The organism is Streptomyces sp. NPDC059373 (genome assembly GCF_042751495.1).
Taxonomy (GTDB): domain Bacteria; phylum Actinomycetota; class Actinomycetes; order Streptomycetales; family Streptomycetaceae; genus Actinacidiphila.
Genome location: NZ_JBHYXC010000002.1, coordinates 535,168 through 553,295, shown reverse-complemented (window position 1 = coordinate 553,295; position 18,128 = coordinate 535,168). Strand labels below are relative to the sequence as shown.

At 69.2% G+C, this 18,128-nt stretch carries 22 protein-coding genes, 2 tRNA genes and 1 other RNA gene; 17 read left to right on the top strand and 8 right to left on the bottom strand.

Annotated features, from left to right (window positions below; translation table 11 throughout):
- Positions 1 to 323: 323 nt before the first annotated feature.
- The 3 genes from ACFXJ5_RS06830 to ACFXJ5_RS06820 form a co-directional block, all read right to left on the bottom strand.
- A complete protein-coding gene (locus ACFXJ5_RS06830; protein WP_384627829.1) occupies positions 324 to 1,289 on the bottom strand; it encodes a DUF2637 domain-containing protein in 966 nt (321 codons plus the stop codon).
- Positions 1,290 to 1,419: 130 nt separating this feature from the next.
- The gene (locus ACFXJ5_RS06825; RefSeq protein ID WP_384627826.1) at positions 1,420 to 2,115 is read right to left on the bottom strand and encodes an ATP-binding protein; all 696 of its coding nucleotides are present in this window, start codon (positions 2,113 to 2,115) and stop codon (positions 1,420 to 1,422) included.
- A 2-nt stretch (positions 2,116 to 2,117) separates the two neighbouring features.
- Positions 2,118 to 3,059 carry a hypothetical protein gene (locus tag ACFXJ5_RS06820; protein ID WP_384627824.1) on the bottom strand — a complete coding sequence of 314 codons (942 nt, stop codon included), beginning with the start codon at positions 3,057 to 3,059 and terminating at the stop codon, positions 2,118 to 2,120.
- Positions 3,060 to 3,421: 362 nt separating this feature from the next.
- Here ACFXJ5_RS06820 and ACFXJ5_RS06815 point away from each other — a divergent pair, with 362 nt between their 5' ends.
- The 3 genes from ACFXJ5_RS06815 (at position 3,422) to ACFXJ5_RS06805 (ending at position 5,602) form a co-directional block, all read left to right on the top strand.
- Positions 3,422 to 3,910 (top strand): helix-turn-helix domain-containing protein, encoded by a 489-nt coding sequence (locus tag ACFXJ5_RS06815; RefSeq protein WP_384627822.1) that lies wholly within the window; start codon positions 3,422 to 3,424, stop codon positions 3,908 to 3,910.
- A gap of 148 nt (positions 3,911 to 4,058) precedes the next feature.
- Positions 4,059 to 4,358, top strand: a complete 300-nt coding sequence (locus tag ACFXJ5_RS06810; protein WP_384627819.1) for a helix-turn-helix domain-containing protein — start codon at positions 4,059 to 4,061, stop codon at positions 4,356 to 4,358.
- Between the two features lie 11 nt (positions 4,359 to 4,369).
- Positions 4,370 to 5,602, top strand: coding sequence for a tyrosine-type recombinase/integrase (locus ACFXJ5_RS06805; protein ID WP_384627816.1), 1,233 nt, complete (start codon positions 4,370 to 4,372; stop codon positions 5,600 to 5,602).
- Positions 5,603 to 5,737: 135 nt separating this feature from the next.
- On the opposite strand, the gene ACFXJ5_RS06800 is transcribed toward ACFXJ5_RS06805, so the two are convergent.
- Complete coding sequence (locus tag ACFXJ5_RS06800; protein WP_384627813.1) at positions 5,738 to 6,676, bottom strand: restriction endonuclease; 939 nt, start codon at positions 6,674 to 6,676, stop codon at positions 5,738 to 5,740.
- Between the two features lie 371 nt (positions 6,677 to 7,047).
- A tRNA-Ser gene (locus tag ACFXJ5_RS06795) sits at positions 7,048 to 7,132 on the bottom strand.
- A 72-nt stretch (positions 7,133 to 7,204) separates the two neighbouring features.
- On the opposite strand from ACFXJ5_RS06795, the gene ffs reads away from it, so the two are divergent.
- An RNA gene (gene ffs, locus ACFXJ5_RS06790) (signal recognition particle sRNA small type) lies at positions 7,205 to 7,301 on the top strand.
- A 29-nt stretch (positions 7,302 to 7,330) separates the two neighbouring features.
- Here ffs and ACFXJ5_RS06785 read toward each other — a convergent pair.
- Positions 7,331 to 8,884 carry a helicase HerA-like domain-containing protein gene (locus ACFXJ5_RS06785; RefSeq protein ID WP_384627810.1) on the bottom strand — a complete coding sequence of 518 codons (1,554 nt, stop codon included), beginning with the start codon at positions 8,882 to 8,884 and terminating at the stop codon, positions 7,331 to 7,333.
- Positions 8,885 to 8,975: 91 nt separating this feature from the next.
- Between ACFXJ5_RS06785 and ACFXJ5_RS06780 the strand changes: the two genes are divergently transcribed.
- Together ACFXJ5_RS06780 and ACFXJ5_RS06775 are read left to right on the top strand one after the other, a co-directional pair.
- Positions 8,976 to 9,272 (top strand): type II toxin-antitoxin system VapB family antitoxin, encoded by a 297-nt coding sequence (locus ACFXJ5_RS06780; RefSeq protein ID WP_127361428.1) that lies wholly within the window; start codon positions 8,976 to 8,978, stop codon positions 9,270 to 9,272.
- A gap of 221 nt (positions 9,273 to 9,493) precedes the next feature.
- Positions 9,494 to 10,171 (top strand): LytR C-terminal domain-containing protein, encoded by a 678-nt coding sequence (locus ACFXJ5_RS06775; RefSeq protein WP_384627807.1) that lies wholly within the window; start codon positions 9,494 to 9,496, stop codon positions 10,169 to 10,171.
- Between the two features lie 76 nt (positions 10,172 to 10,247).
- On the opposite strand, the gene upp is transcribed toward ACFXJ5_RS06775, so the two are convergent.
- Complete coding sequence (gene upp, locus ACFXJ5_RS06770; protein ID WP_384627804.1) at positions 10,248 to 10,880, bottom strand: uracil phosphoribosyltransferase; 633 nt, start codon at positions 10,878 to 10,880, stop codon at positions 10,248 to 10,250.
- A gap of 155 nt (positions 10,881 to 11,035) precedes the next feature.
- On the opposite strand from upp, the gene ACFXJ5_RS06765 reads away from it, so the two are divergent.
- The 9 genes from ACFXJ5_RS06765 (at position 11,036) to ACFXJ5_RS06725 (ending at position 16,156) form a co-directional block, all read left to right on the top strand.
- Positions 11,036 to 11,215: a hypothetical protein gene (locus ACFXJ5_RS06765; RefSeq protein WP_384627802.1), complete on the top strand. Its 180-nt coding sequence runs from the start codon at positions 11,036 to 11,038 to the stop codon at positions 11,213 to 11,215.
- A gap of 200 nt (positions 11,216 to 11,415) precedes the next feature.
- Positions 11,416 to 11,967, top strand: a complete 552-nt coding sequence (locus ACFXJ5_RS06760) for a tRNA adenosine deaminase-associated protein (RefSeq protein ID WP_384627799.1) — start codon at positions 11,416 to 11,418, stop codon at positions 11,965 to 11,967.
- A 50-nt stretch (positions 11,968 to 12,017) separates the two neighbouring features.
- The gene (gene tadA / locus ACFXJ5_RS06755; protein ID WP_384627796.1) at positions 12,018 to 12,449 is read left to right on the top strand and encodes a tRNA adenosine(34) deaminase TadA; all 432 of its coding nucleotides are present in this window, start codon (positions 12,018 to 12,020) and stop codon (positions 12,447 to 12,449) included.
- A gap of 68 nt (positions 12,450 to 12,517) precedes the next feature.
- Positions 12,518 to 12,604 (top strand) — tRNA-Ser (locus ACFXJ5_RS06750).
- A gap of 95 nt (positions 12,605 to 12,699) precedes the next feature.
- Positions 12,700 to 12,864 (top strand): hypothetical protein, encoded by a 165-nt coding sequence (locus ACFXJ5_RS06745; protein WP_164836454.1) that lies wholly within the window; start codon positions 12,700 to 12,702, stop codon positions 12,862 to 12,864.
- Positions 12,865 to 12,895: 31 nt separating this feature from the next.
- The gene (locus ACFXJ5_RS06740; RefSeq protein ID WP_384627794.1) at positions 12,896 to 13,189 is read left to right on the top strand and encodes a Dabb family protein; all 294 of its coding nucleotides are present in this window, start codon (positions 12,896 to 12,898) and stop codon (positions 13,187 to 13,189) included.
- 192 nt (positions 13,190 to 13,381) lie between these two features.
- Positions 13,382 to 14,245 (top strand): RNA polymerase sigma factor SigF, encoded by an 864-nt coding sequence (locus ACFXJ5_RS06735; RefSeq protein WP_384627791.1) that lies wholly within the window; start codon positions 13,382 to 13,384, stop codon positions 14,243 to 14,245.
- Between the two features lie 168 nt (positions 14,246 to 14,413).
- Positions 14,414 to 15,346, top strand: a complete 933-nt coding sequence (locus ACFXJ5_RS06730) for an RNA polymerase sigma factor SigF (RefSeq protein WP_384627789.1) — start codon at positions 14,414 to 14,416, stop codon at positions 15,344 to 15,346.
- Between the two features lie 42 nt (positions 15,347 to 15,388).
- Entirely contained in the window at positions 15,389 to 16,156 is a 768-nt protein-coding gene (locus ACFXJ5_RS06725; protein WP_384627787.1) for a hypothetical protein, read from the top strand.
- A 76-nt stretch (positions 16,157 to 16,232) separates the two neighbouring features.
- On the opposite strand, the gene ACFXJ5_RS06720 is transcribed toward ACFXJ5_RS06725, so the two are convergent.
- Positions 16,233 to 16,427: a hypothetical protein gene (locus tag ACFXJ5_RS06720; protein ID WP_384627785.1), complete on the bottom strand. Its 195-nt coding sequence runs from the start codon at positions 16,425 to 16,427 to the stop codon at positions 16,233 to 16,235.
- 93 nt (positions 16,428 to 16,520) lie between these two features.
- Between ACFXJ5_RS06720 and ACFXJ5_RS06715 the strand changes: the two genes are divergently transcribed.
- Positions 16,521 to 17,435, top strand: coding sequence for an aldo/keto reductase (locus ACFXJ5_RS06715; RefSeq protein ID WP_384627782.1), 915 nt, complete (start codon positions 16,521 to 16,523; stop codon positions 17,433 to 17,435).
- Between the two features lie 157 nt (positions 17,436 to 17,592).
- Positions 17,593 to 18,045 carry a MarR family winged helix-turn-helix transcriptional regulator gene (locus tag ACFXJ5_RS06710; RefSeq protein ID WP_384627779.1) on the top strand — a complete coding sequence of 151 codons (453 nt, stop codon included), beginning with the start codon at positions 17,593 to 17,595 and terminating at the stop codon, positions 18,043 to 18,045.
- Positions 18,046 to 18,128: the final 83 nt, after the last annotated feature.

The following is an 18,128-nucleotide window of genomic DNA, read 5'->3' as shown; positions in this document are numbered from 1 at the left end:
CCGGCGGGCGGGGGGGCGCCCTCGCCCCCCCGAGGGCTACCCCCCCGCCCCCCCCCCCCCGGGGGGGCGCCCCGGCGGGGTGCCAACCCTTTGGGCCGGTCCACCGCAGTAGCTTGCTCCGCCAACGGTGGTGGATGGACGGGCAGATGGGGCGGGCTGGGGCTGGTTCACGGCTGTTCCTTGTGCGGTGGGACGCGCAGACGGGCGGGTTCTGCTGACCTGGCTGGCGGTGGGGGTGGCCTTGGACGTTGTGTTGGGTGACGAGGTGCGGTGCCCGGGGAACTGGCGGCCGGTTCTCCGGGCACCCCGCGTGGTTGGCCGGTTCAGTCGGTGTTGGGGTGCGGCCGGGCCGCTTCACCGTGCTGGAGTTGCCGGAGGGCCTCGGTGATGCGCTCGTTGCCCGCCGATAGTCCTTGGGCTTCGATGGCGCGGCGGGCCATGGCGCGGGTCAGCGGGCCGGAATCGGGGTGGGCTTGGGCGACGATCTGGGCGAGCTGTTCGATGGTTGCCTCTGCCCGGCGACCGCCCCGTGCGACCTGTTCACGGTGGCCGGAATCACCGTCCTCGCGCTGACCAGGGTCGTCTTCGAAAACTGCGGGCTCGTGGCTGTCCGTGTGAAGGTCGGCCGCCGCGTCCGATTCGCTCCTTGTGGTGGATTCGACGCATCCAGTGGTCGGCTCGTGGGGAGCGCTCGACAGCTCCGGTCGCGCGTCCGTCGGGATCGCGCCCAGTCGTGCGGCCGGAATCGCTGTTGGCTCGGCCGGAATCATGGTCGACGGGGTTTCGGCCGTCGCCGTCGCCTCACCTGGTGTGGGTGCGGGTTCGTGGTGGGTGGCGTGGCGGGTGACGAGGATGTGGAGGTGGGTGGCTCCGCCGAGGGCCAGGGGTGCGATGGCGGAGAGGACGGCGACGGTGTGGTTGCCGAGGGTCAGGACGTGGACGCCGGGTCCGTTGAGGCGGACGGCGTGCAGGGCGTTGGCCCACAGGCTGGCGGCGGTGGCGGCGCCGAACAGGGCCCAGACGTAAAGCCTGGCGCCGAGGGACGCCTCGCGCAGGACGAGCAGGGCGCGGATCCCGTACGCGATGAAGCCGTCGATGACGATGGGGAACAGGAAGCTCAAGGCCGGGGCGGTGTGGATGGCGACGGCGACCTGGCGCAGGGAGTTGAAGGACAGGACGAACGCGGAGGTGCCGAGGGCGATGACGATTAGCCGGTCGAACCACAGGGGACGACGCCATCGGCGCTCACGCAGACTGGTCGGGGTGGACGGCGGGGTGGTAGAGGGCATGCGAACTCCGAAATCAGGTGGGGGCGGCCGGGCGCGGGCAGGGCGGTTCCGCCGCTCGGCGCGGGTAAGGGTGGCGGTGTCCGGGCGAGGAAGCGCCTGGTGCCGGGGTGAAGGGGGTGCGGCGGGCCGGTCAGGCGGCGGTGTGGCGTCTGCGGTCGGGGCCGGTGAGGGTGACCCGCTCGGTCATCTCCGCCAGGCGGGAGGTGATGCGGTCGCCGAGGCCGGCGCGCAGGTCCCGGATGGGCAGGTTGGTGGTGAGCAGGGTCGGTAGAAGCTGCTCGTAGCGGTGGTTGATGAGCCGGTAGGTCAGCTCTTCGGTCCACTCGCTGGCCTTGGCCGCGCCGATGTCGTCCAGGACCAGCAGCGGGCAGCGCATCAGGGCCTGAAGGTCGCGCTCGCCGTCGTGGCCTTGGCGGGGGCGCTGGTTGGCGTACAGGTCGGCGGCGGTAGTGGCGTACCAGCGCAACCGGACCCCGGCGGTCAGCAGGCTGCGGATCGCTCCATACGCCTGGTGGGTCTTGCCCGTGCCGGTGGGCCCGGCCAGCAGGAGCGACCCGCCCCGGGCGATACCCGAGGTCCCGTCAGGGCCGGGGCGGGCGGCGCGGATGAGCTGCTGGATCCACGCTTGGACCTGGGGATGGTCGGCGAGGGCCGCCTGGTAGCGGGGCGGGATGCGCACCTCCGCCGCCTGCAGGGCCGCGACATGGCCGCCAGCCGGTGCGACGGGGCCGAGGTGGGCCGACAGGTCGGGGGTGATGCCACGGGCGGTGAGGATGCCGGACAGGCGGCTGGCCAGGGCGGTGGTGCCGAGGGTCTGCGGGTCCATGGTCACAGCTCCTCGTCGTAGGCGGCCGGGTCCGTGGGGTTGGTCCACGGCGTGTGGCGGTGCACGGTAGCCGAGAATCCCTGCCGCACCTTTCCGGCGGCTGCGGCGGGTGCGTTCATGACCTCGTTGACCAGGCTCGGCAGCACGCTGGGGCTGAGCCCCTTGGTGCGCAGGCGGTCCAGGGCGGCGCGGATGTGGGCGGGGTCGATGCGTTCGGCGAGGAGCTCGTTGATCTCCCGGCCGAGGTGGCCGAGGAACTTCTCGGGCGGCCGATGGGCGCACCCGGTGACGTATTCGCGGATCAGCTGCCGGGCAGAGACGATCTCGGGCGCGGGGGCGCTTGCGCCCCCCGAAGGAACAGATCCTAGGTCCAAGATCCTAGGTCCTAGATCCGGACCCTGAGGGCTCACCGCATACTCACGGAGTCCTCCGTGAGGGTTCACTGAGGAGTCGCTAAGAACCTTCTGACCTGGGCCTTCGAGATTCACGGAGGGAGTGATGGAATTCCGCGAGCCCTCACTGAGGGGTACGTGAGGGCTCAGTGAGTCCTCCGTGACGGCTCCCCGAGTACGAGGTGAGGGGACCCCGTTCTGGGCGGTGTCGTGGTGGGGGCAGGCGGGGTTGCGGACGCCGCTGGGGCGGTTGATCTTCTGGTGGAGGTGCCAGGTGACGATGTGCAGGTATCGCTTGCCGTCCTGGCCGGCGTAGCGGCAGATGAGGTCGGCGTCGGCGAGCTGGGCGAGGTCGTTCTCCACGTCCATGGGGCTGTGGTCGGGGCGCAGTGACCACAGCAGTCCGGTGATGACGGCGGCCTGGTCGCGGAAGCGGCCATGGTCGTCGGCCTGGGTGAGCAGCCCGAAGAAGGTCCGCTCGGCGGACAGCGACACGGCGGCCAGGGATTCGGAGGCGAAGGCCTCGGGCTTGATGGTGCGGATGCGCGCCACAGTTCACGACCCCGCTTTCGGCAGGGCGTGGCGGGCGGGGGATGCGGGGTTGGGTGGGGGCGTCGTACCCTGGGGCACGGAGACTCCTTACCCGGTGGCCATATGGGACGGCAATCCCGGCCTACCGGTTGATCGTTCTTGGATGGGCGGTCGTCAAGGTTTCTGCTTCAACCCCCGGCGTTCGCAGCGCCGGGGGTTCTGTCGTCTCTGGGCGTCTCTCGCAAGTCGGTTCGGTGGTGGAGATCAACAGTACCACCCACCTTGCGATTCGCAGAGCATTTCTGCAATCCGCAGAGGCATGCTACTGTTTTGACCTTGCTGCAAACCGCAGAGAGCCACTACGAGAAGGAGGAGTCGACCCGGTGACAGACGACGCCCCGCCCGAGGAGTCCGCGCCGCTCAGCGGCGAGGAGAACCTCGCCGTCCGCATCAAGCTCGAACGCGAGACGCGCGGCTGGAGCACCAACGCCGTCTCCGACCGCCTCAACGCCGCCGGCTACGACATGAACCCCTCCGCCGTCTGGCGCATCGAAAACGGCAAACGCCGCGTCAACCTCGACGAGGCCATCGGCTTCGCCGAGATCTTCGGCCTCTCCCTCGACAGCCTCGCCGGGCCTCCCCGCCTGGCCGCCCACGCCAGAGCCATGGAACTCGTCGAAGTCATCCGCCGCGCCTGGGGCGACGTCCAACGCGCCAACCTCGCCTTCACCCAGGCCCGCGACGCCCTCGACATCTACCTCGACAACCACCCCGACATCGCCGACGACGTCGACACCGTCGTCTCCAACGCCCTCGCCCACGACACCATCAACCTCCCCCAACCCCACGAACTCCACCGCAAAGGCGAATAACCCCACTGCCATCACCCCGCCTGCCCCTGAGCGCTGCGAACGCCCAGGACCCAGGAACCCCGCACACCCACAACCGCCCATCCAAGAACGATCAACCGGCAGACCAGGGATTGCCGTCCCAAAAGGTCCGCCGGGCATGGAGCCTCCCTTGCCTCAGCACCCCCTGCCCATCTCCCAGATCGCCCACCTCCTGGGCATCTGCGAGGACGACCTCCTCGCCCTCATGACGGCTCGCGGCAACACGCCCGGCGACCCCACCCTCGTCGCCCTCACCGTCGAGGAGGCCGCCCGCCGCATCGGCATCGGCCGCACCAAGATGTACGAGTACGTCTCCTCCGGCGAGATCCCGTCCGTCACGATCGGCCGTCTGCGCCGAATACCCGCCGAGGCCGTGGGCGACTTCCTCGCCAAGCGCCTCACCGCCGCCGACTTCACCACCGCGGCCTGAGGGGGCGGACCATGGCCAAGAAGGGAACGTCCCGCCAGCCCAACGGCGCCTCCACCATCTACCTCGGCAAGGACGGCAAGTGGCATGGCTACGTCACCGTCGGCGTCAAGGACGACGGCAAGTCCGATCGCCGCCACGTCAAGCGCAAGACTCGCCCCGAGGTGACCAAGGCGGTCCGGGAGTTGGAGCGGCAGCGCGACTCCGGCAACGTCCGCAAGGCCGGTCAGGTCTGGACGCTTGAGTCGTGGCTGACCCACTGGGTCGAGAACATCGCCGCACTGCACGTCTCCGAGAACACCATCGACGGCTACCGCGTCGCGGTCTACCACCACCTCATCCCCGGCCTCGGCGCCCATCGCCTGGACAGGCTGGAGCCGGAGCACCTGGAGCGCTTCTACAAGAAGATGCAGGACAACGGCAGCTCAGCCGGAACCGCCCACCAGGTCCACCGCACCGTACGCACCGCCCTCAACGAAGCGGTACGCCGACGGCATCTCAACGTGAACCCGGCGAGGATCGCGAAGGCTCCCCGCCTGGAAGAGGAAGAGGTCGAGCCGTACTCGGTCGAGGAGATCCAGAGCCTCCTCGAAGAGGCCGACAAGCAGCGGAACGCGGCGCGCTGGGTCATCGCCCTGGCCCTCGGGCTGCGGCAGGGTGAGGTACTCGGTCTGAAGTGGGCCGACGTCGACCTCGACCTCGGCGTGCTGGTCGTCCACCGTGGCCGGCTGCGACCCCGCTACAAGCACGGATGCGGCGACCGCTGCGGACGCAAGCCCGGCTACTGCCCCCAGAAGATCAACATCCGCCGGGAGACGAAGGACACCAAGTCCCGCGCCGGCCGTCGGCCCATCGGCGTTCCCGACCCTCTGATCAAGCTGCTCGCGCAGCACAAAGACCAGCAGGAGCACGAGCGTCGCATCGCCCGCGACCTGTGGGTGGAGAAGGGGTACGTCTTCACCTCGCCGACGGGCGAGCCGCTCAACCCGAACACCGACCACCACAAGTGGAAGGCCCTGCTGAAGTCGGCGGGCATCCGCGAGGGCCGCCTGCACGACGCCCGCCACACCGCAGGAACGGTTCTTCTGATCCTCGGGGTCTCGGACACCATCGTCGACGCGATCATGGGCTGGGAGCCTGGTAAGTCCGCCCGCATGCGGCGCCGGTACCAGCATCTGACCGGCCGGGTCCTCAGGGACACCGCCGACAAGGTCGGCGGCCTGCTCTGGGGGCAGGGTGCTGACTGATCAGAGCATCCGCAAGGGCGAGGGCACGGTCACCCGACCGGGCCCTTGCTCCACCGGTAGGTTTCGACGGTTTGTATCGCCCACCGTGCTCGGCACCACAGCGCAGGCCCAGCGTTGCGGCAGAGCCGCAACGAGTCACTCACTCATCATCAGCGAGGCAGGGTAGTAGCAACTGCCGGTGTCGTTGGCGTGCCGCTTCTTGCGGCTCAGCAGCTCATCGAGCGTGGTGTGCCCGTCGAGCACTGCGAAGAGGTCGACGCCCTCCATCGTGATGAAGCACGTCCCCTCGGCGTAGCGCTCCTTGGCGCCTTTCGTGAACCCGCGCACGCTTATGTACAAGCCGAGCGCGTTCTTGCCCTTGTGCCGCACCTTCTCGACGAAGCTGCCGAGGTAATGGACCTCAACCGGCTCCTTCAACCACTTCGCCTCCACGATGTACACGTCGGTGTCGTAGGTGATGGATCCATCGATCTGCTCGTAAGGCAGGCTGTAGGACAGCCGTGGGTCCAGGTCGAACAGGCGGAAGAGCTGGTTGAGGAATGGCTCGAACTCACGTCCGGCCTTCTGGCGATTGGGTTCTGCCTCCAAGCGCAAGAACTCGTCCTTCAACTCCGAAAGTCGCTGGGCAAAACTGCGGCGGCTCTCGGTCGCCGCGCGGTGGTCCGCCAGGTCGCTCGTGAAGCGGGCCTCGTCCGCGATGAGGCCCCGGTGCCGGTCGACGCAACTCTTCAGTGCTGCCACTGCCTCCCGGGCTTCGGTGATCAGCATGTCGGCATCCTCGTGCCGTTTGAGCTTGGGGAAACTCGTCATCTCCGAAACCTCGGTCATGAGGCTGATAGCCAGGTCGCCGTATCGCCGTTCGTTGGCGTGCAGCCGGTCCACGAACTCGTCGGCGGTCTGCCATTTGTAGCCAGAGAAATCGAGCTCAGCAATGAGCTCCGGGTATCCCTTGGTCCACCGGCGGATGAAGCCTTCGAGGTCGTTCTTGTACCAGAAGATGTGCTTGAGGGAGGTCTCGAGCGCACCGTACGCGGCCGGACTGATCGGCTTCGTGGGCATCGGCTCAGCTGCCACGTTCCCCTACCTTCTCACCGAGGGTCGGCTGAGGACCCGTCACCTCAAGCAGATAATGCTACTTGGCTTCTGGCCCTGTCGACGGGGCCGTGCGACAGGGCACCGCAGCCGCGCTTTGAAGGCTTTCTGCGAGGCGGAGTCTCGGTAGCGCGGCCTGCTCCCGGGGCTGTACCCGGTCCGACAGCTTGATCAGACTCTTGCAGTGGGGCCCTCGTAGTTGATCTTCGGTCGCTCGGAGGGGGTCGACCGGCCGACGGCATGTTCGTCCCAGCGGTTGATCTCGGCAACTGCAACCCAAACTGCAACCCTCGAACAACGTCGGCCCCGGCAGCTAGGCTGCCGGGGCCGACGTTTGCCCTGGTGGGCGGGTGCGGAGGATACGAGATTCGAACTCGTGAGGGGTTGCCCCCAACACGCTTTCCAAGCGTGCGCCCTAGGCCACTAGGCGAATCCTCCGCGGCAAACATTACAAGACGCGAGGGGGTGCTAGCGAACTCGATCCCAGGTGATCCGATCGGGTAGGCTGAGCGCAGCCCCTCACGTGGCGCTATCTCGCTGAACTCCCCCAGGGCCGGAAGGCAGCAAGGGTAGGTGAGCTCTGGCGGGTGCGTGGGGGGTCTTTGCTTTGGGCCCTTGGGCCCTTGGCCCTTGGGCTCAGCGGCGGCGGGACCGCTTGGAGGTGCCGAAGAGGGAGCGGGTGATCTCGCGGCCGAGCTGGGTGCCGATGGAGCGGGCGAGGGATTTGAAGGCGCCGCTGCCGACGACCTGCTCGACGACGCCGGGCTGTTCCTTGGCGGGGGCGGGTTTCTTCGCGGGGGCGGCAGGGGTCGGGGGCGCAGGGGCCGCTGTCGGCGCCGAGAGCTTTTCGTACGCCGATTCGCGGTCGATCGCCTGGGCGTAGCGCCCGTACAAGGGGGACGCCTCGACCGCGGCGCTGAGGGTGGTGGGGTCGACGGGGCCCATGAGGGACTGGGGGGCGCGGAGGCGGGTGGCGGCTACGGGGGTGGGGGCGCCGGTTTCGCTGAGGACGGTGATGACGGCTTCGCCCGTGCCGAGGGTGGTGAGGAGCTCCTCGAGGTCGTAGGGGGAGCGGGGGAAGGTCTGGACGGTGGCGCGCAGCGCCTTGGCGTCGTCGGGGGTGAAGGCGCGGAGGGCGTGCTGGACGCGGTTGCCGAGCTGGGCGAGGACATCGCCGGGGACGTCCTTCGGGGTCTGGGTGACGAAGAAGATGCCGATGCCCTTGGAGCGGATGAGGCGGACGGTCTGGGTGATGGCGTCCAGGAAGGCCTTCGAGGCGTCGTTGAAGAGCAGGTGGGCCTCGTCGAAGAAGAAGACGAGCTTGGGCCGGTCGAGGTCGCCGACCTCCGGGAGGTCCTCGAAGAGGTCGGCGAGGAGCCACATCAGGAAGGTCGAGAAGAGCTGCGGCCGGTCCTGGACCTCGGGGAGTTCCAGTACGGAGACGATGCCGCGGCCGTCGGCGGCGGTGCGCAGCAGCTCGGACGTGTCGAACTCCGGCTCGCCGAAGAAGGCGCCCGCGCCCTGGGCCTCGAAGGCGGTGAGGGTGCGCAGAATCACGCCGGCGGTGGCGGGGGAGATGCCGCCGATGGTCTTGAGTTCCTTCTTTCCGGCGTCGTCGGAGGTGAGGAAGGTGACGACGGCGCGGAGGTCCTTGAGGTCGATGAGCTCCAGGCCCTTGGTGTCGGCGTAGTGGAAGATCAGGCCGAGGGACTGCTCCTGGGTGGGGTTGAGGCCGAGGACCTTCGACATCAGGACGGGCCCGAAGCTGGTCACCGTCGCCCGCAGCGGGATGCCGGCGCCCATGCCGCCGAGGGCGTAGAACTCGGCGGGGAAGCCGGCCGGCGTCCACTGCTGGCCGACCTCGGCGGCGCGCTTGGCCGTACGGTCGCCGGGCGCGCCCGGGGCGGAGATGCCGGAGACGTCGCCCTTGATGTCGGCGAGGAAGACCGGGACGCCGGCGGCGGAGAGCTGCTCGGCGATGAGCTGGAGCGTCTTGGTCTTGCCGGTGCCGGTGGCGCCGGCGACGAGGCCGTGGCGGTTGAGTACGCCGAGGGGGAGGCGGATCGGGGCGTCGGGCAGGCATGCGCCGTCCCAGAGGAGGGCGCCGAGGTCAAGAGCGGGGCCGGTGAAGGTGTACCCCTTGGCGATGGTCTCTGCGGCGACAACGGCGTCCTGCGGCTCCGTCGGCATGGGCATAGCTCCCGGTATCGGCTGGTTTGCCCACCATCGCACTCCCGCGCCATTGCTGCGCCCGTACGCGCTTGCCCGGTAGGCTTTCCGTGTGATCTTCAAGCGCATCGGAAACGGGCGGCCGTACCCCGACCATGGCCGGACAAGTACCCGTGAATGGGCGGACGTCGCACCGCGCCCGGTACGCCTCGACCAGCTCGTCACCACGAAGGGGCAGCTGGATCTGGAGACGCTGCTGGCCGAGGACTCCACCTTCTACGGGGACCTCTTCGCGCATGTCGTGAAGTGGCAGGGCGATCTCTACCTGGAGGACGGGCTGCACCGCGCCGTACGCGCCGCACTGCAACAGCGGCAGGTGCTGCACGCGCGCGTGCTCGAAATGGACTGAGTCCGCGATGACGCCCGGAGCGACCCTGACGGCGAGTCCGACAGCGAGTCAAACAGCAAGTCCGACAGCGCCGCCGATAGCGACTCCGACCGCTCTGACGACCCTGATGACACGCGCGGCTGACGTCCGGTCAGTCCGCCGTTCGTCCTTTCGGGTTCACCTGCGCCCTATTGGTTGATCGTTTAGTAGGCCTGGGGCGCATCCCGCATTACGCTGCGCCTATGAGCATGCTGACTCCCCCCGGCATGGGCGGGAAGTACCGCATCACCGGGAACCAGTACCCGCGGATGCGCCGCCCCAGAAGCCGGCGCCGCCTGCTGTTCGCCCTCGTCGGGACGGTCGTCGTGGTCGGCCTGATCGGCTACGGCACACTGCAGCTCATCAACGTCTTCGGCGGCGGTGGTCAGGGCAAGGGCGACGGAGCCACCCAGGCGGCCGCAGCGAAGAAGCAGCAGTGCCGTGCCTCGGCGTCGCCGTCGGAAGCGTCGGCGGCCGCCTCGCCGGCCTCCACCGCGCTGCCCGCGCCCGGCGCGATCACGGTCAACGTCTTCAACGCGACGTCGAAGAGCGGCCTGGCCAAGGACACCGCCGACCAGCTCGCCGCCCGCGGCTTCAAGATCGGCACCTTCGGCAACGCGCCGCCCGAGTACGACCGCAAGGTCACGCAGTCCGCACTGCTGCTCGGCGGTACGAAGGCAACGGCCGCCCTCAAGGTGGTGAGCGCGCAGGTGACGGGGACCGTGACCAAGGTCGACGCCAAGCGGTCCGGTACGACGGTCGACGTGATGATCGGCAAGGGCTTCAAGAAGCTGTCCGCCGAGAAGGCGGCCGCCAAGGCGCTCAAGGTGCTGGCGACGGCAAGCCCGTCACCGGCGCCCGGCGCCAAGAAGGGCTGCTAGGCAGACGCCCAGCAGCCCCCCGGCGGCCCCCAGCAGCCTCCAGCGGCCCCGGCGCGGCCTGGTAGCAGCTCTACGCCTAGGCCGTGCCGTACAGCCGGTCGCCCGCGTCGCCCAGGCCCGGGACGATGTAGCCGACCTCGTTGAGGTGGCTGTCGACGGCCGCCGTGACGACGGTGACCGGCTTGCCGGCCAGCTCGCGCTCCATCGTGGCCACGCCCTCCGGCGCGGCCAGCAGCACGACGGCCGTGACGTCGTCGGCGCCGCGCTCGATGAGCAGGTTGATCGCGGCGACCAGGGTGCCGCCGGTGGCGAGCATGGGGTCGAGTACGTACACCTGGCGGCCGGAGAGGTCCTCCGGCATCCGGGTGGCGTACGTCTGGGCCTCCAGCGTCTCCTCGTCGCGGATCATGCCGAGGAAGCCGACCTCGGCGGTCGGCAGGAGGCGTACGAGGCCTTCGAGCATGCCGAGGCCGGCCCGCAGGATGGGGACGACCAGGGGCTTCGGGCTGGACAGCCGTACGCCTGTGGTCTTCGCCACGGGTGTCTTGATGTCGACCTGCTCCGTACGCACATCGCGCGTCGCCTCGTAGGCGAGGAGGGTGACCAGCTCGTCGGCCAGGCGCCGGAAGGTCGGCGAGTCGGTGCGCTCGTCGCGCAGGGTGGTGAGTTTGTGCGCCACCAGGGGGTGGTCGACAACGTGGGTCCGCATGCCCACGACTTTAGCCGTGCGCGTCGCGTACCACCGATGCCCGCCCCGAGTCCGCGGCCTGCGAGAGTGTGCGCTTCAAACCACACTGAAGAGGGAAGGCGTGCACATACGCCCGGATCAACCCCCGGGCAGTGGATCACTAGGGGTGGTGCCCCATGGCTGAGTCCGACGAGCCGGGTACGCAGGAAGAGCGCGACATGGAGCGCCGGCGCCGCCGCGCGATGTTCCTGCGGGAGCTCAACGAGGCGAAGGAGCTGCGCGAGCGGGTCCAGCCGCGCCGCGCCAGGGCGGCCCGGGCGCGGCAGCAGATGCGGATGCGGACCTTCCGCTGGTAGTCCGTCGGCGGCCCCGACGAGGGGCCGCGGAAGCGGTTCACTGGTCCACGTAGAGCAAAAAGCCGGACGGCCTGGCACGACGCAGCGCGGAAGACCCTTCGCGGAGCCCAGGTTTCTGCCACGATGCCGAGTGGGCGGGGAGAAAGGCAGAATGGCGCTCCGCCCAGTCCGGACGGCCTGAGACCTGTGGGAGAGTCACGGTGTACTTCGCCGCACTGCTCGCGCGCACCGAGGACGGTTGGCAAGCGAGCGAGACCGATCTCGACGATGTGGAAACCCTCGGCGACCTGACCGACCTGGCCCGTGCGGCCTCGGCCGAGGAGGAGACAGTCCTGGTCTTCATCGAACAGGAGGACGCCTGGTTCGGCGTCGTCCGCGTTGACGGCGAGGAGGATCCGCGGATCTACGTATCCGACGCCGCGGCCGCCGCCCGCAGCTCGTACGGGGAGATTCTGCTCACCGACGAACTGCTCGGCCGCGACCCCGGCGCCGCCGACAACCTGGACGACCTCGTCGACCTCGACGGCACCGAGGAAGGTGACAACGAGACCGACGACGAGGACGTGGTCCCGGGACCCGTGGAGGAACCGGTACCGGTCGGCCCGCTGGGCGACGCCGACATACTGGGCGACTTCGGCATGAGCGACAAGGAGCTGCTGGCCCTCAGCGGCGACGGCGCACTGACCGGCGAGGCACTCGGCGAGATCGCCGACACGCTGGGCTGCGCCGACGTCCTGGAGGCGGTCCGCTGAGTTCCCCGTCGCCGTCGCCCGACCCACTGCGCGATCCGTGGGCCGGGCCGATGCGCCATGCCCTCCGGGAGGCCGAGCTCGCCCCGCTCACCGGCGACGTGCCGGTGGGCGCGGTCGTGCTCGGCCCCGACGGCCGTACGGTCATCGGCCACGGCCGCAACGAACGCGAGGCCACCGGCGACCCCACCGCCCACGCCGAGGTCCTCGCCATCCGCGAGGCCGCCAAGGCGGTCGGAGAGTGGCGGCTCACCGGCTGCACCCTCGTGGTGACCCTGGAGCCCTGCACCATGTGCGCCGGCGCCATCGTCCTGTCCCGCCTCGACCGCGTCGTCTACGGCGCCGTCGACCCCAAGGCCGGTGCCGCCGGCTCCCTCTGGGACGTCATCCGCGACCGCCGCCTCAACCACCGCCCGGAGGTGATCACGGGCGTCCTCGCCGACGAGTGCGCCGCCCTCCTCACCCGCTTCTTCCGGACCGGTTGATCACGCCGGCCGGCCGGGCTGCTCAAACGATTTCGGAGCACACCCGCGCGTCCGCTAAGCTCTCTCTCGGTAGCGTGTCCGAGCGGCCTAAGGAGCACGCCTCGAAAGCGTGTGAGGGGGCAACTCCTCCGTGGGTTCAAATCCCACCGCTACCGCTTCTGCACCAAATCGGGACGAGCCTCCGCCGAAGATCGGCTGGGGCTCGTTTCGCTATGGCCTGATTGCGCCATCCGGTGGATACACTCCACGCATGGCGCAGGCGAAGAAAATCACCATGTACGTCGTCGTGGTGTTCGTGCTCTATACGATCATCAATTCGCCGGCACGCGCCGCGGACCTCGTACAGGTAGGGTTTCAGGGCATATCGGACGCCGCCCAGGGCGTCGGCGAGTTCATGACCCAGCTGGTCAACTGACCGGCGAGGTGCCGGTGAGGAGTGCAGCAGCGTGATACGCCATCTGGTCCTGTTCAAGCTCAACGAGGGCGTCGGACGCGATGAGCCGCGGGTCGAGGCCGGGGCGAAGGCGTTCCGGGAACTGGGGGCACTGATCCCCGAGGTGGAGTCGTGGGAGGTGGGCTGGAATGTGTCGGACCGGCCGATCGCTTACGACTTCGCGATCAACTCTTCCGTGGCGGACGCGGACGCCCTGAAGGCCTATCTGGAGCACCCCGCCCACCAGGCCGGTGTGGCGCAGTGGCGGGAGTTCGCCACCTGGGTGCTCGCGGACTACGAGTTCTAGCCGCCACTCCGTCAGCGCAAGCCCCTCGCCCGGCGGGCGGGGGGCTTTGTCGTGCGACGAATGGCAAGCGATGGGCAAGTCAAGGTCAACTCGCCTTCAACACGGCGTTATACGGTGCTTGCACACAGTGCACATGAATTGTGATGCTATGACCGCTTTTGACGGATGAGTGGACCGATGAGGGTGGGTGCTATGTCCGTGTCTGCCCGTACGGAGTCACCAGCGAACGGCAGCGGTGCCGACGCGGGGGCCCCGAGCGCGAACAGGGGCACCGGCAGGAGCACCAATACCAATGCGGTGGAGGCGAGGGCCCTTACGCAGGTGCTCTTCGAGCAGCTGTCCGGCCTCGAACAGGGCACGCCGGAGCACGCCCGGGTGCGGGCGGCGCTGATCGAGGTGAACCTGCCTCTGGTGCGGTACGCGGCAGCCCGGTTCCGGAGCCGCAACGAGCCGATGGAGGACGTGGTCCAGGTCGGGACGATCGGGTTGATCAACGCGATCGACCGGTTCGATCCGGAGCGCGGGGTGCAGTTCCCGACCTTCGCGATGCCGACGGTGGTCGGCGAGATCAAACGTTACTTCAGGGACAACGTACGGACCGTCCACGTGCCGCGCCGGCTGCATGAGCTGTGGGTGCAGGTGAGCGGGGCGATCGAGGATCTGACGGTGCTGCACGGCCGCACCCCGTCGACGGCGGAGATCGCGGCCCGGCTGAAGCTCGCCGAGGAGGAGGTGCTGGCCTGCCTGGAGGCGGGCCGGGCGTACCACGCGACTTCTCTGGAGGCGGCCCAGGAGGGCGGCGACGGGGCGCCCGGGCTGCTGGACCGGCTCGGCTACGAGGACCCGGCGCTGACCGGGGTGGAGCACCGGGACCTCGTACGGCATCTGCTGGTGCAGCTGCCGGAGCGGGAGCGGCGGATCCTGCTGCTGCGCTACTTCGGGAATCTGACGCAGTCGCAGATCAGTGCGGAGCTGGGGGTCTCGCAGATGCATGTGTCGCGACTGCTGTCGCGGAGCTTCGCCCGGCTGAGATCCGCAAATCAGCTCGAAGCGTAGCTGACGGGGATTAACCGTCCTGCGAAGATAAGTCGACATGGCGCTACATCGTGTTGCCGACGTGTGACATTCTGCGGGTACCGCGTTTGTCGCGGGCCGACGACCGGTATTCCAGTTGGGGAACGAACCGTCGCCCGCGACACCCGTCCGCGACCTCAAGGGGGTGGCATGTCCGTAGAAGTGGGCAGTCCTAAGGTGCTCCGTCCCGACGCAGCGCCGGCCGACGCTCTCAGCGGCGAGGCCATCGACATCACCACCACCGACCCCGTCGACAGTGTCGCCGACGCCGAGCCCGAGATCGACATCGCCGTCGATATCGCTGTCACCGTCGACACCGCGGTCGACACCCGGAGCCTGTCCCGCTCGCTCTTCCTGCGGCTCGCACAGCTGTCCCAGGACAGCCCCGAGCGGACCTACGTCCGGGACACCCTCATCGAACTCAACCTCCCGCTCGTGCGGTACGCGTCAGCGCGCTTCCGCAGCCGTAACGAGCCGATGGAGGACATCGTCCAGGTCGGCACCATCGGCCTGATCAAGGCGATCGACCGCTTCGACTGCAACCGCGGTGTGGAGTTCCCGACCTTCGCGATGCCCACGATCGTGGGCGAGGTGAAGCGCTTCTTCCGCGACACCTCGTGGTCCGTACGCGTCCCGCGAAGGCTCCAGGAGCTGCGGCTGGCGCTGACGAAGACCAGCGACGAGCTCGCACAGAAGCTGGACCGGTCGCCGACGGTGGCCGAACTCGCGGTCGCGCTCGGGGTGTCGGAGGAGGACGTCGTCGACGGCCTCGCGGTGGGCAACGCCTACACCGCGAGCTCGCTGGACTCCCCGCCGCCCGAGGACGACGGCGGCGAGGGCTCGCTGGCGGACCGCCTGGGCTACGAGGACACCGCGCTGGAGGGCGTGGAGTACCGCGAGTCGCTCAAGCCCCTGCTGGCCCAACTGCCCCCGCGTGAGCGGCGGATCATCATGCTCCGCTTCTTCGCCAACATGACCCAGTCGCAGATCGGCGAGGAGGTCGGCATCTCCCAGATGCACGTCTCCCGGCTGCTGACCCGGACCCTGGCCCAGCTGCGGGACGGTCTCACCGCCGAAGTGTAGGAGATCTGTTCTTTCCTGACGGTTCGTCAGTACACTGGCGCGATGGTGCTGCTGGTGCACATACCGACTGGCCGCCGGGGCGCGGTCCTTGCCGCCGCCTCGGCGGCCGTGGTGTGTCTGGGCGTGCTCGCGACCTTCGGCCCGGGCGACGGTACGGACCCCGGGTACGTGGCCGTCGGCTCCGCCGGGCCCTCACCGGGCGCCACGGCGAACGTCCCACCGGGCGGCGGCGTCGATCTGGTGCCGCTGGACGGGAGCACGGCGTCGTCCACGCACCGGGCGCCGGGCGCCTCCGCTCCCGGTGCCGGGGAGCATGGTGGCGGCGGCACGGCGGCGCCGGACGGCTCCACGACGGGCAGCGGCGCGGGTGGCGGGGCTGACGGGGGCGGGGGCAGTACGAGCCGTACGGCGCCGGGCGGGTCCGGCGGCACGACGGCACGGCCTTCGACGGCGCCGCCGGCCTCCTCGGCGCCGTCCACGACAGCGACAGCCCCTGCCGCGAGCGCGGCGCCGGCACGGCTCACGGTCAGCGCGCCCGTCCGGGCAGCCTCGGACGTCCGCTGGTGCGAGTACGTCACCGTGACCTTCACCAACACCGGCGACAAGGCGGCGACATCGGGCACCGTCACCTTCGGCACGCACATCATCGGCGTGCTCGGCATCGACTGGGCGACCATCGACACCGAAAAGCCGGTGCCGGTGCCGGTAAAGGGCGGCGCGAAGAAGGAGAAGACCTGGGAGATCTGTGTGGACGCCTGGCGGGTGCCGCTGGGCATGCACATCGAGACCCAGGATGTCTCGCTCGGTTAGCCGGGGTTAATGGGGTGATTTGTTAGGTAACTGCCTAACAAAGGGCTTCGTTAGGCAAATGCCTTACTTACGACACTTACGACAGGGCGAACCACGCCACGACGGCGACCACCACGACCGCCGCAATGACGCCGATGATCACGCCGGCCTTGCTGCCGCCCGCGGCCGAGGCCGCTGCCTGCTGCGGCGGTGCCTCCTCCACGAAGGCGCGGAACATCTGGGTGCTGCCGGCCGGGTCGTAGTTGTTCTCGGGGCTGCTGGGAGTGCTCATGTGCCGGAACCCTAGCGAATTCGCCGTACGACGGGCACCCCAGGGCGCGGAAATGCGGGAATACCGGCGACCACCAATGCGCTCAAACGGCACATGACACGTATCGGTAACTCGGAACTCGACGTCTTCCCGCTCAACCTCGGCGGCAATGTCTTCGGCTGGACAGCTGACGAGCCGACCTCCTTCGCCGTGCTGGACGCGTTCGCCGCCGGCGGCGGCAACTTCGTCGACACGGCCGACATGTACACCGGCGGGGACTCCGAGACGATCATCGGCAAGTGGCTGGCGGCCCGCGGCAAGCGCGACGACATCATCGTCGCCACCAAGGTCGCCCGGCACCCGGACTTCACGGGCCTGAAGCGGGACACCATCAAGGGCGCGGCGGAGGCTTCGCTCAGCCGCCTGGGCGTCGACCGCATCGACCTCTACTACACGCACTTCGACGACCCCGAGGTGCCGGTGGCGGAGATCATCACGACCCTCGACGAGCTGGTCCGCGAGGGCAAGGTGCGCTACATCGCGGCGTCCAACATCAGCCCGGAGCGGCTGGCGGAGTCGCTGGAGTTCTCCGACCGCGAGGGCCTGGCGAAGTACGTCGCGCTGCAGCAGCACTACAACCTGGTGGAGCGCGAGGGCTACGAGGGCCCGCTGCGCGACGTGGTCGAGGCGCACGGACTGTCCTCGGTGCCGTACTTCGGGCTGGCCAAGGGCTTCCTGACCGGCAAGTACCGCCCCGGAGCCGAGGTCGACAGCCCACGTGCGCAGCGGGCCGGGGAGTACCTGCAGACCGAGCGCGGGCCGCGTGTCCTGGCGGCTCTGGACGAGGTGGCGGCGGCGCATGACGCCGAGGTCGCGACCGTGGCCCTGGCGTGGCTGGCGGCCCAGCCCACCGTCGTGGCGCCGATCGCCAGCGCCCGGAACACCGCGCAGCTGCCCGCCCTCCTCGCGGCGGCGGACCTGAAGCTCACCGGCGACGAGCTGGCCAAGCTGACCGAGGCCTCCGCCTGACCCCACCCCGACCTGCGTCTTCACGCGAACGGCCCGCCCCTCGACCAGGGGCGGGCCGTTCCTTTTACCAATTTTTTACCCTCTGACCCCTCAAACAATTTGCCTGCAACAACCAACCACCTTTAAGGTTGCTCTAGGCAACTACAAGGGAGGCAGCATGGCCACGCAGCAGCAGTTCGCGGAGCTCGCGAGCCAACTGCGCGGCACGCTCGCGGTCGTCCGGGAGATGGCCCGCGCGATGCCTCCGGACTGCCCGCCGGCCTCGGCCGGTGTGCTGTCCGTGATCAGCCGCAACGGCGAGATCAGAATGAGCCGCCTCGCCGAGCTGCTCGACATCGACATGTCGGTCACCAGCCGCCATGTCGCACACCTCGCGGAGCGCGGCTGGATCGAGCGCGCACCCGACCCCCTGGACAGGCGGTCACGCCTCCTGCGCCTGACCGCACTCGGCGACCTGGCCCTGCGCACCGCCCAGGACCACGTCGCCGGAGTGCTGGCCGAGCGCCTGAGCGACTGGCCGGACGAGGACGTGGAGCGGTTCACCGACCTGCTGGACAGGCTGCGGACCGGCTTCTGCGAACCCCGGCCCCTACCCCGTACACACGCGTAGTGAAGAGGATGACGATGGCAACAACCGCATCACCAGAGACCGGTGTGCGGGGGAGCGACGCCCACGGCAGTCACGCGGCCCCC

What these genes read in the sequence shown, in the direction of transcription:
- ACFXJ5_RS06805 (WP_384627816.1), top strand. Translation starts at nt 4,370, where the DNA reads ATGGCCAAGAAGGGAACGTCCCGCCAGCCCAACGGCGCCTCCACCATC.
- ACFXJ5_RS06745 (WP_164836454.1), top strand. Translation starts at nt 12,700, where the DNA reads ATGGCGCAGGCGAAGAAAATCACCATGTACGTCGTCGTGGTGTTCGTG.
- tadA (WP_384627796.1), top strand. Translation starts at nt 12,018, where the DNA reads ATGCGCCATGCCCTCCGGGAGGCCGAGCTCGCCCCGCTCACCGGCGAC.
- upp (WP_384627804.1), bottom strand. Translation starts at nt 10,880, where the DNA reads ATGCGGACCCACGTTGTCGACCACCCCCTGGTGGCGCACAAACTCACC.
- ACFXJ5_RS06735 (WP_384627791.1), top strand. Translation starts at nt 13,382, where the DNA reads ATGTCCGTGTCTGCCCGTACGGAGTCACCAGCGAACGGCAGCGGTGCC.
- ACFXJ5_RS06730 (WP_384627789.1), top strand. Translation starts at nt 14,414, where the DNA reads ATGTCCGTAGAAGTGGGCAGTCCTAAGGTGCTCCGTCCCGACGCAGCG.
- ACFXJ5_RS06710 (WP_384627779.1), top strand. Translation starts at nt 17,593, where the DNA reads ATGGCCACGCAGCAGCAGTTCGCGGAGCTCGCGAGCCAACTGCGCGGC.
- ACFXJ5_RS06715 (WP_384627782.1), top strand. Translation starts at nt 16,521, where the DNA reads ATGACACGTATCGGTAACTCGGAACTCGACGTCTTCCCGCTCAACCTC.
- ACFXJ5_RS06785 (WP_384627810.1), bottom strand. Translation starts at nt 8,884, where the DNA reads ATGCCGACGGAGCCGCAGGACGCCGTTGTCGCCGCAGAGACCATCGCC.
- ACFXJ5_RS06725 (WP_384627787.1), top strand. Translation starts at nt 15,389, where the DNA reads ATGGTGCTGCTGGTGCACATACCGACTGGCCGCCGGGGCGCGGTCCTT.
- ACFXJ5_RS06720 (WP_384627785.1), bottom strand. Translation starts at nt 16,427, where the DNA reads ATGAGCACTCCCAGCAGCCCCGAGAACAACTACGACCCGGCCGGCAGC.
- ACFXJ5_RS06825 (WP_384627826.1), bottom strand. Translation starts at nt 2,115, where the DNA reads ATGGACCCGCAGACCCTCGGCACCACCGCCCTGGCCAGCCGCCTGTCC.
- ACFXJ5_RS06765 (WP_384627802.1), top strand. Translation starts at nt 11,036, where the DNA reads ATGGCTGAGTCCGACGAGCCGGGTACGCAGGAAGAGCGCGACATGGAG.
- ACFXJ5_RS06830 (WP_384627829.1), bottom strand. Translation starts at nt 1,289, where the DNA reads ATGCCCTCTACCACCCCGCCGTCCACCCCGACCAGTCTGCGTGAGCGC.
- ACFXJ5_RS06775 (WP_384627807.1), top strand. Translation starts at nt 9,494, where the DNA reads ATGAGCATGCTGACTCCCCCCGGCATGGGCGGGAAGTACCGCATCACC.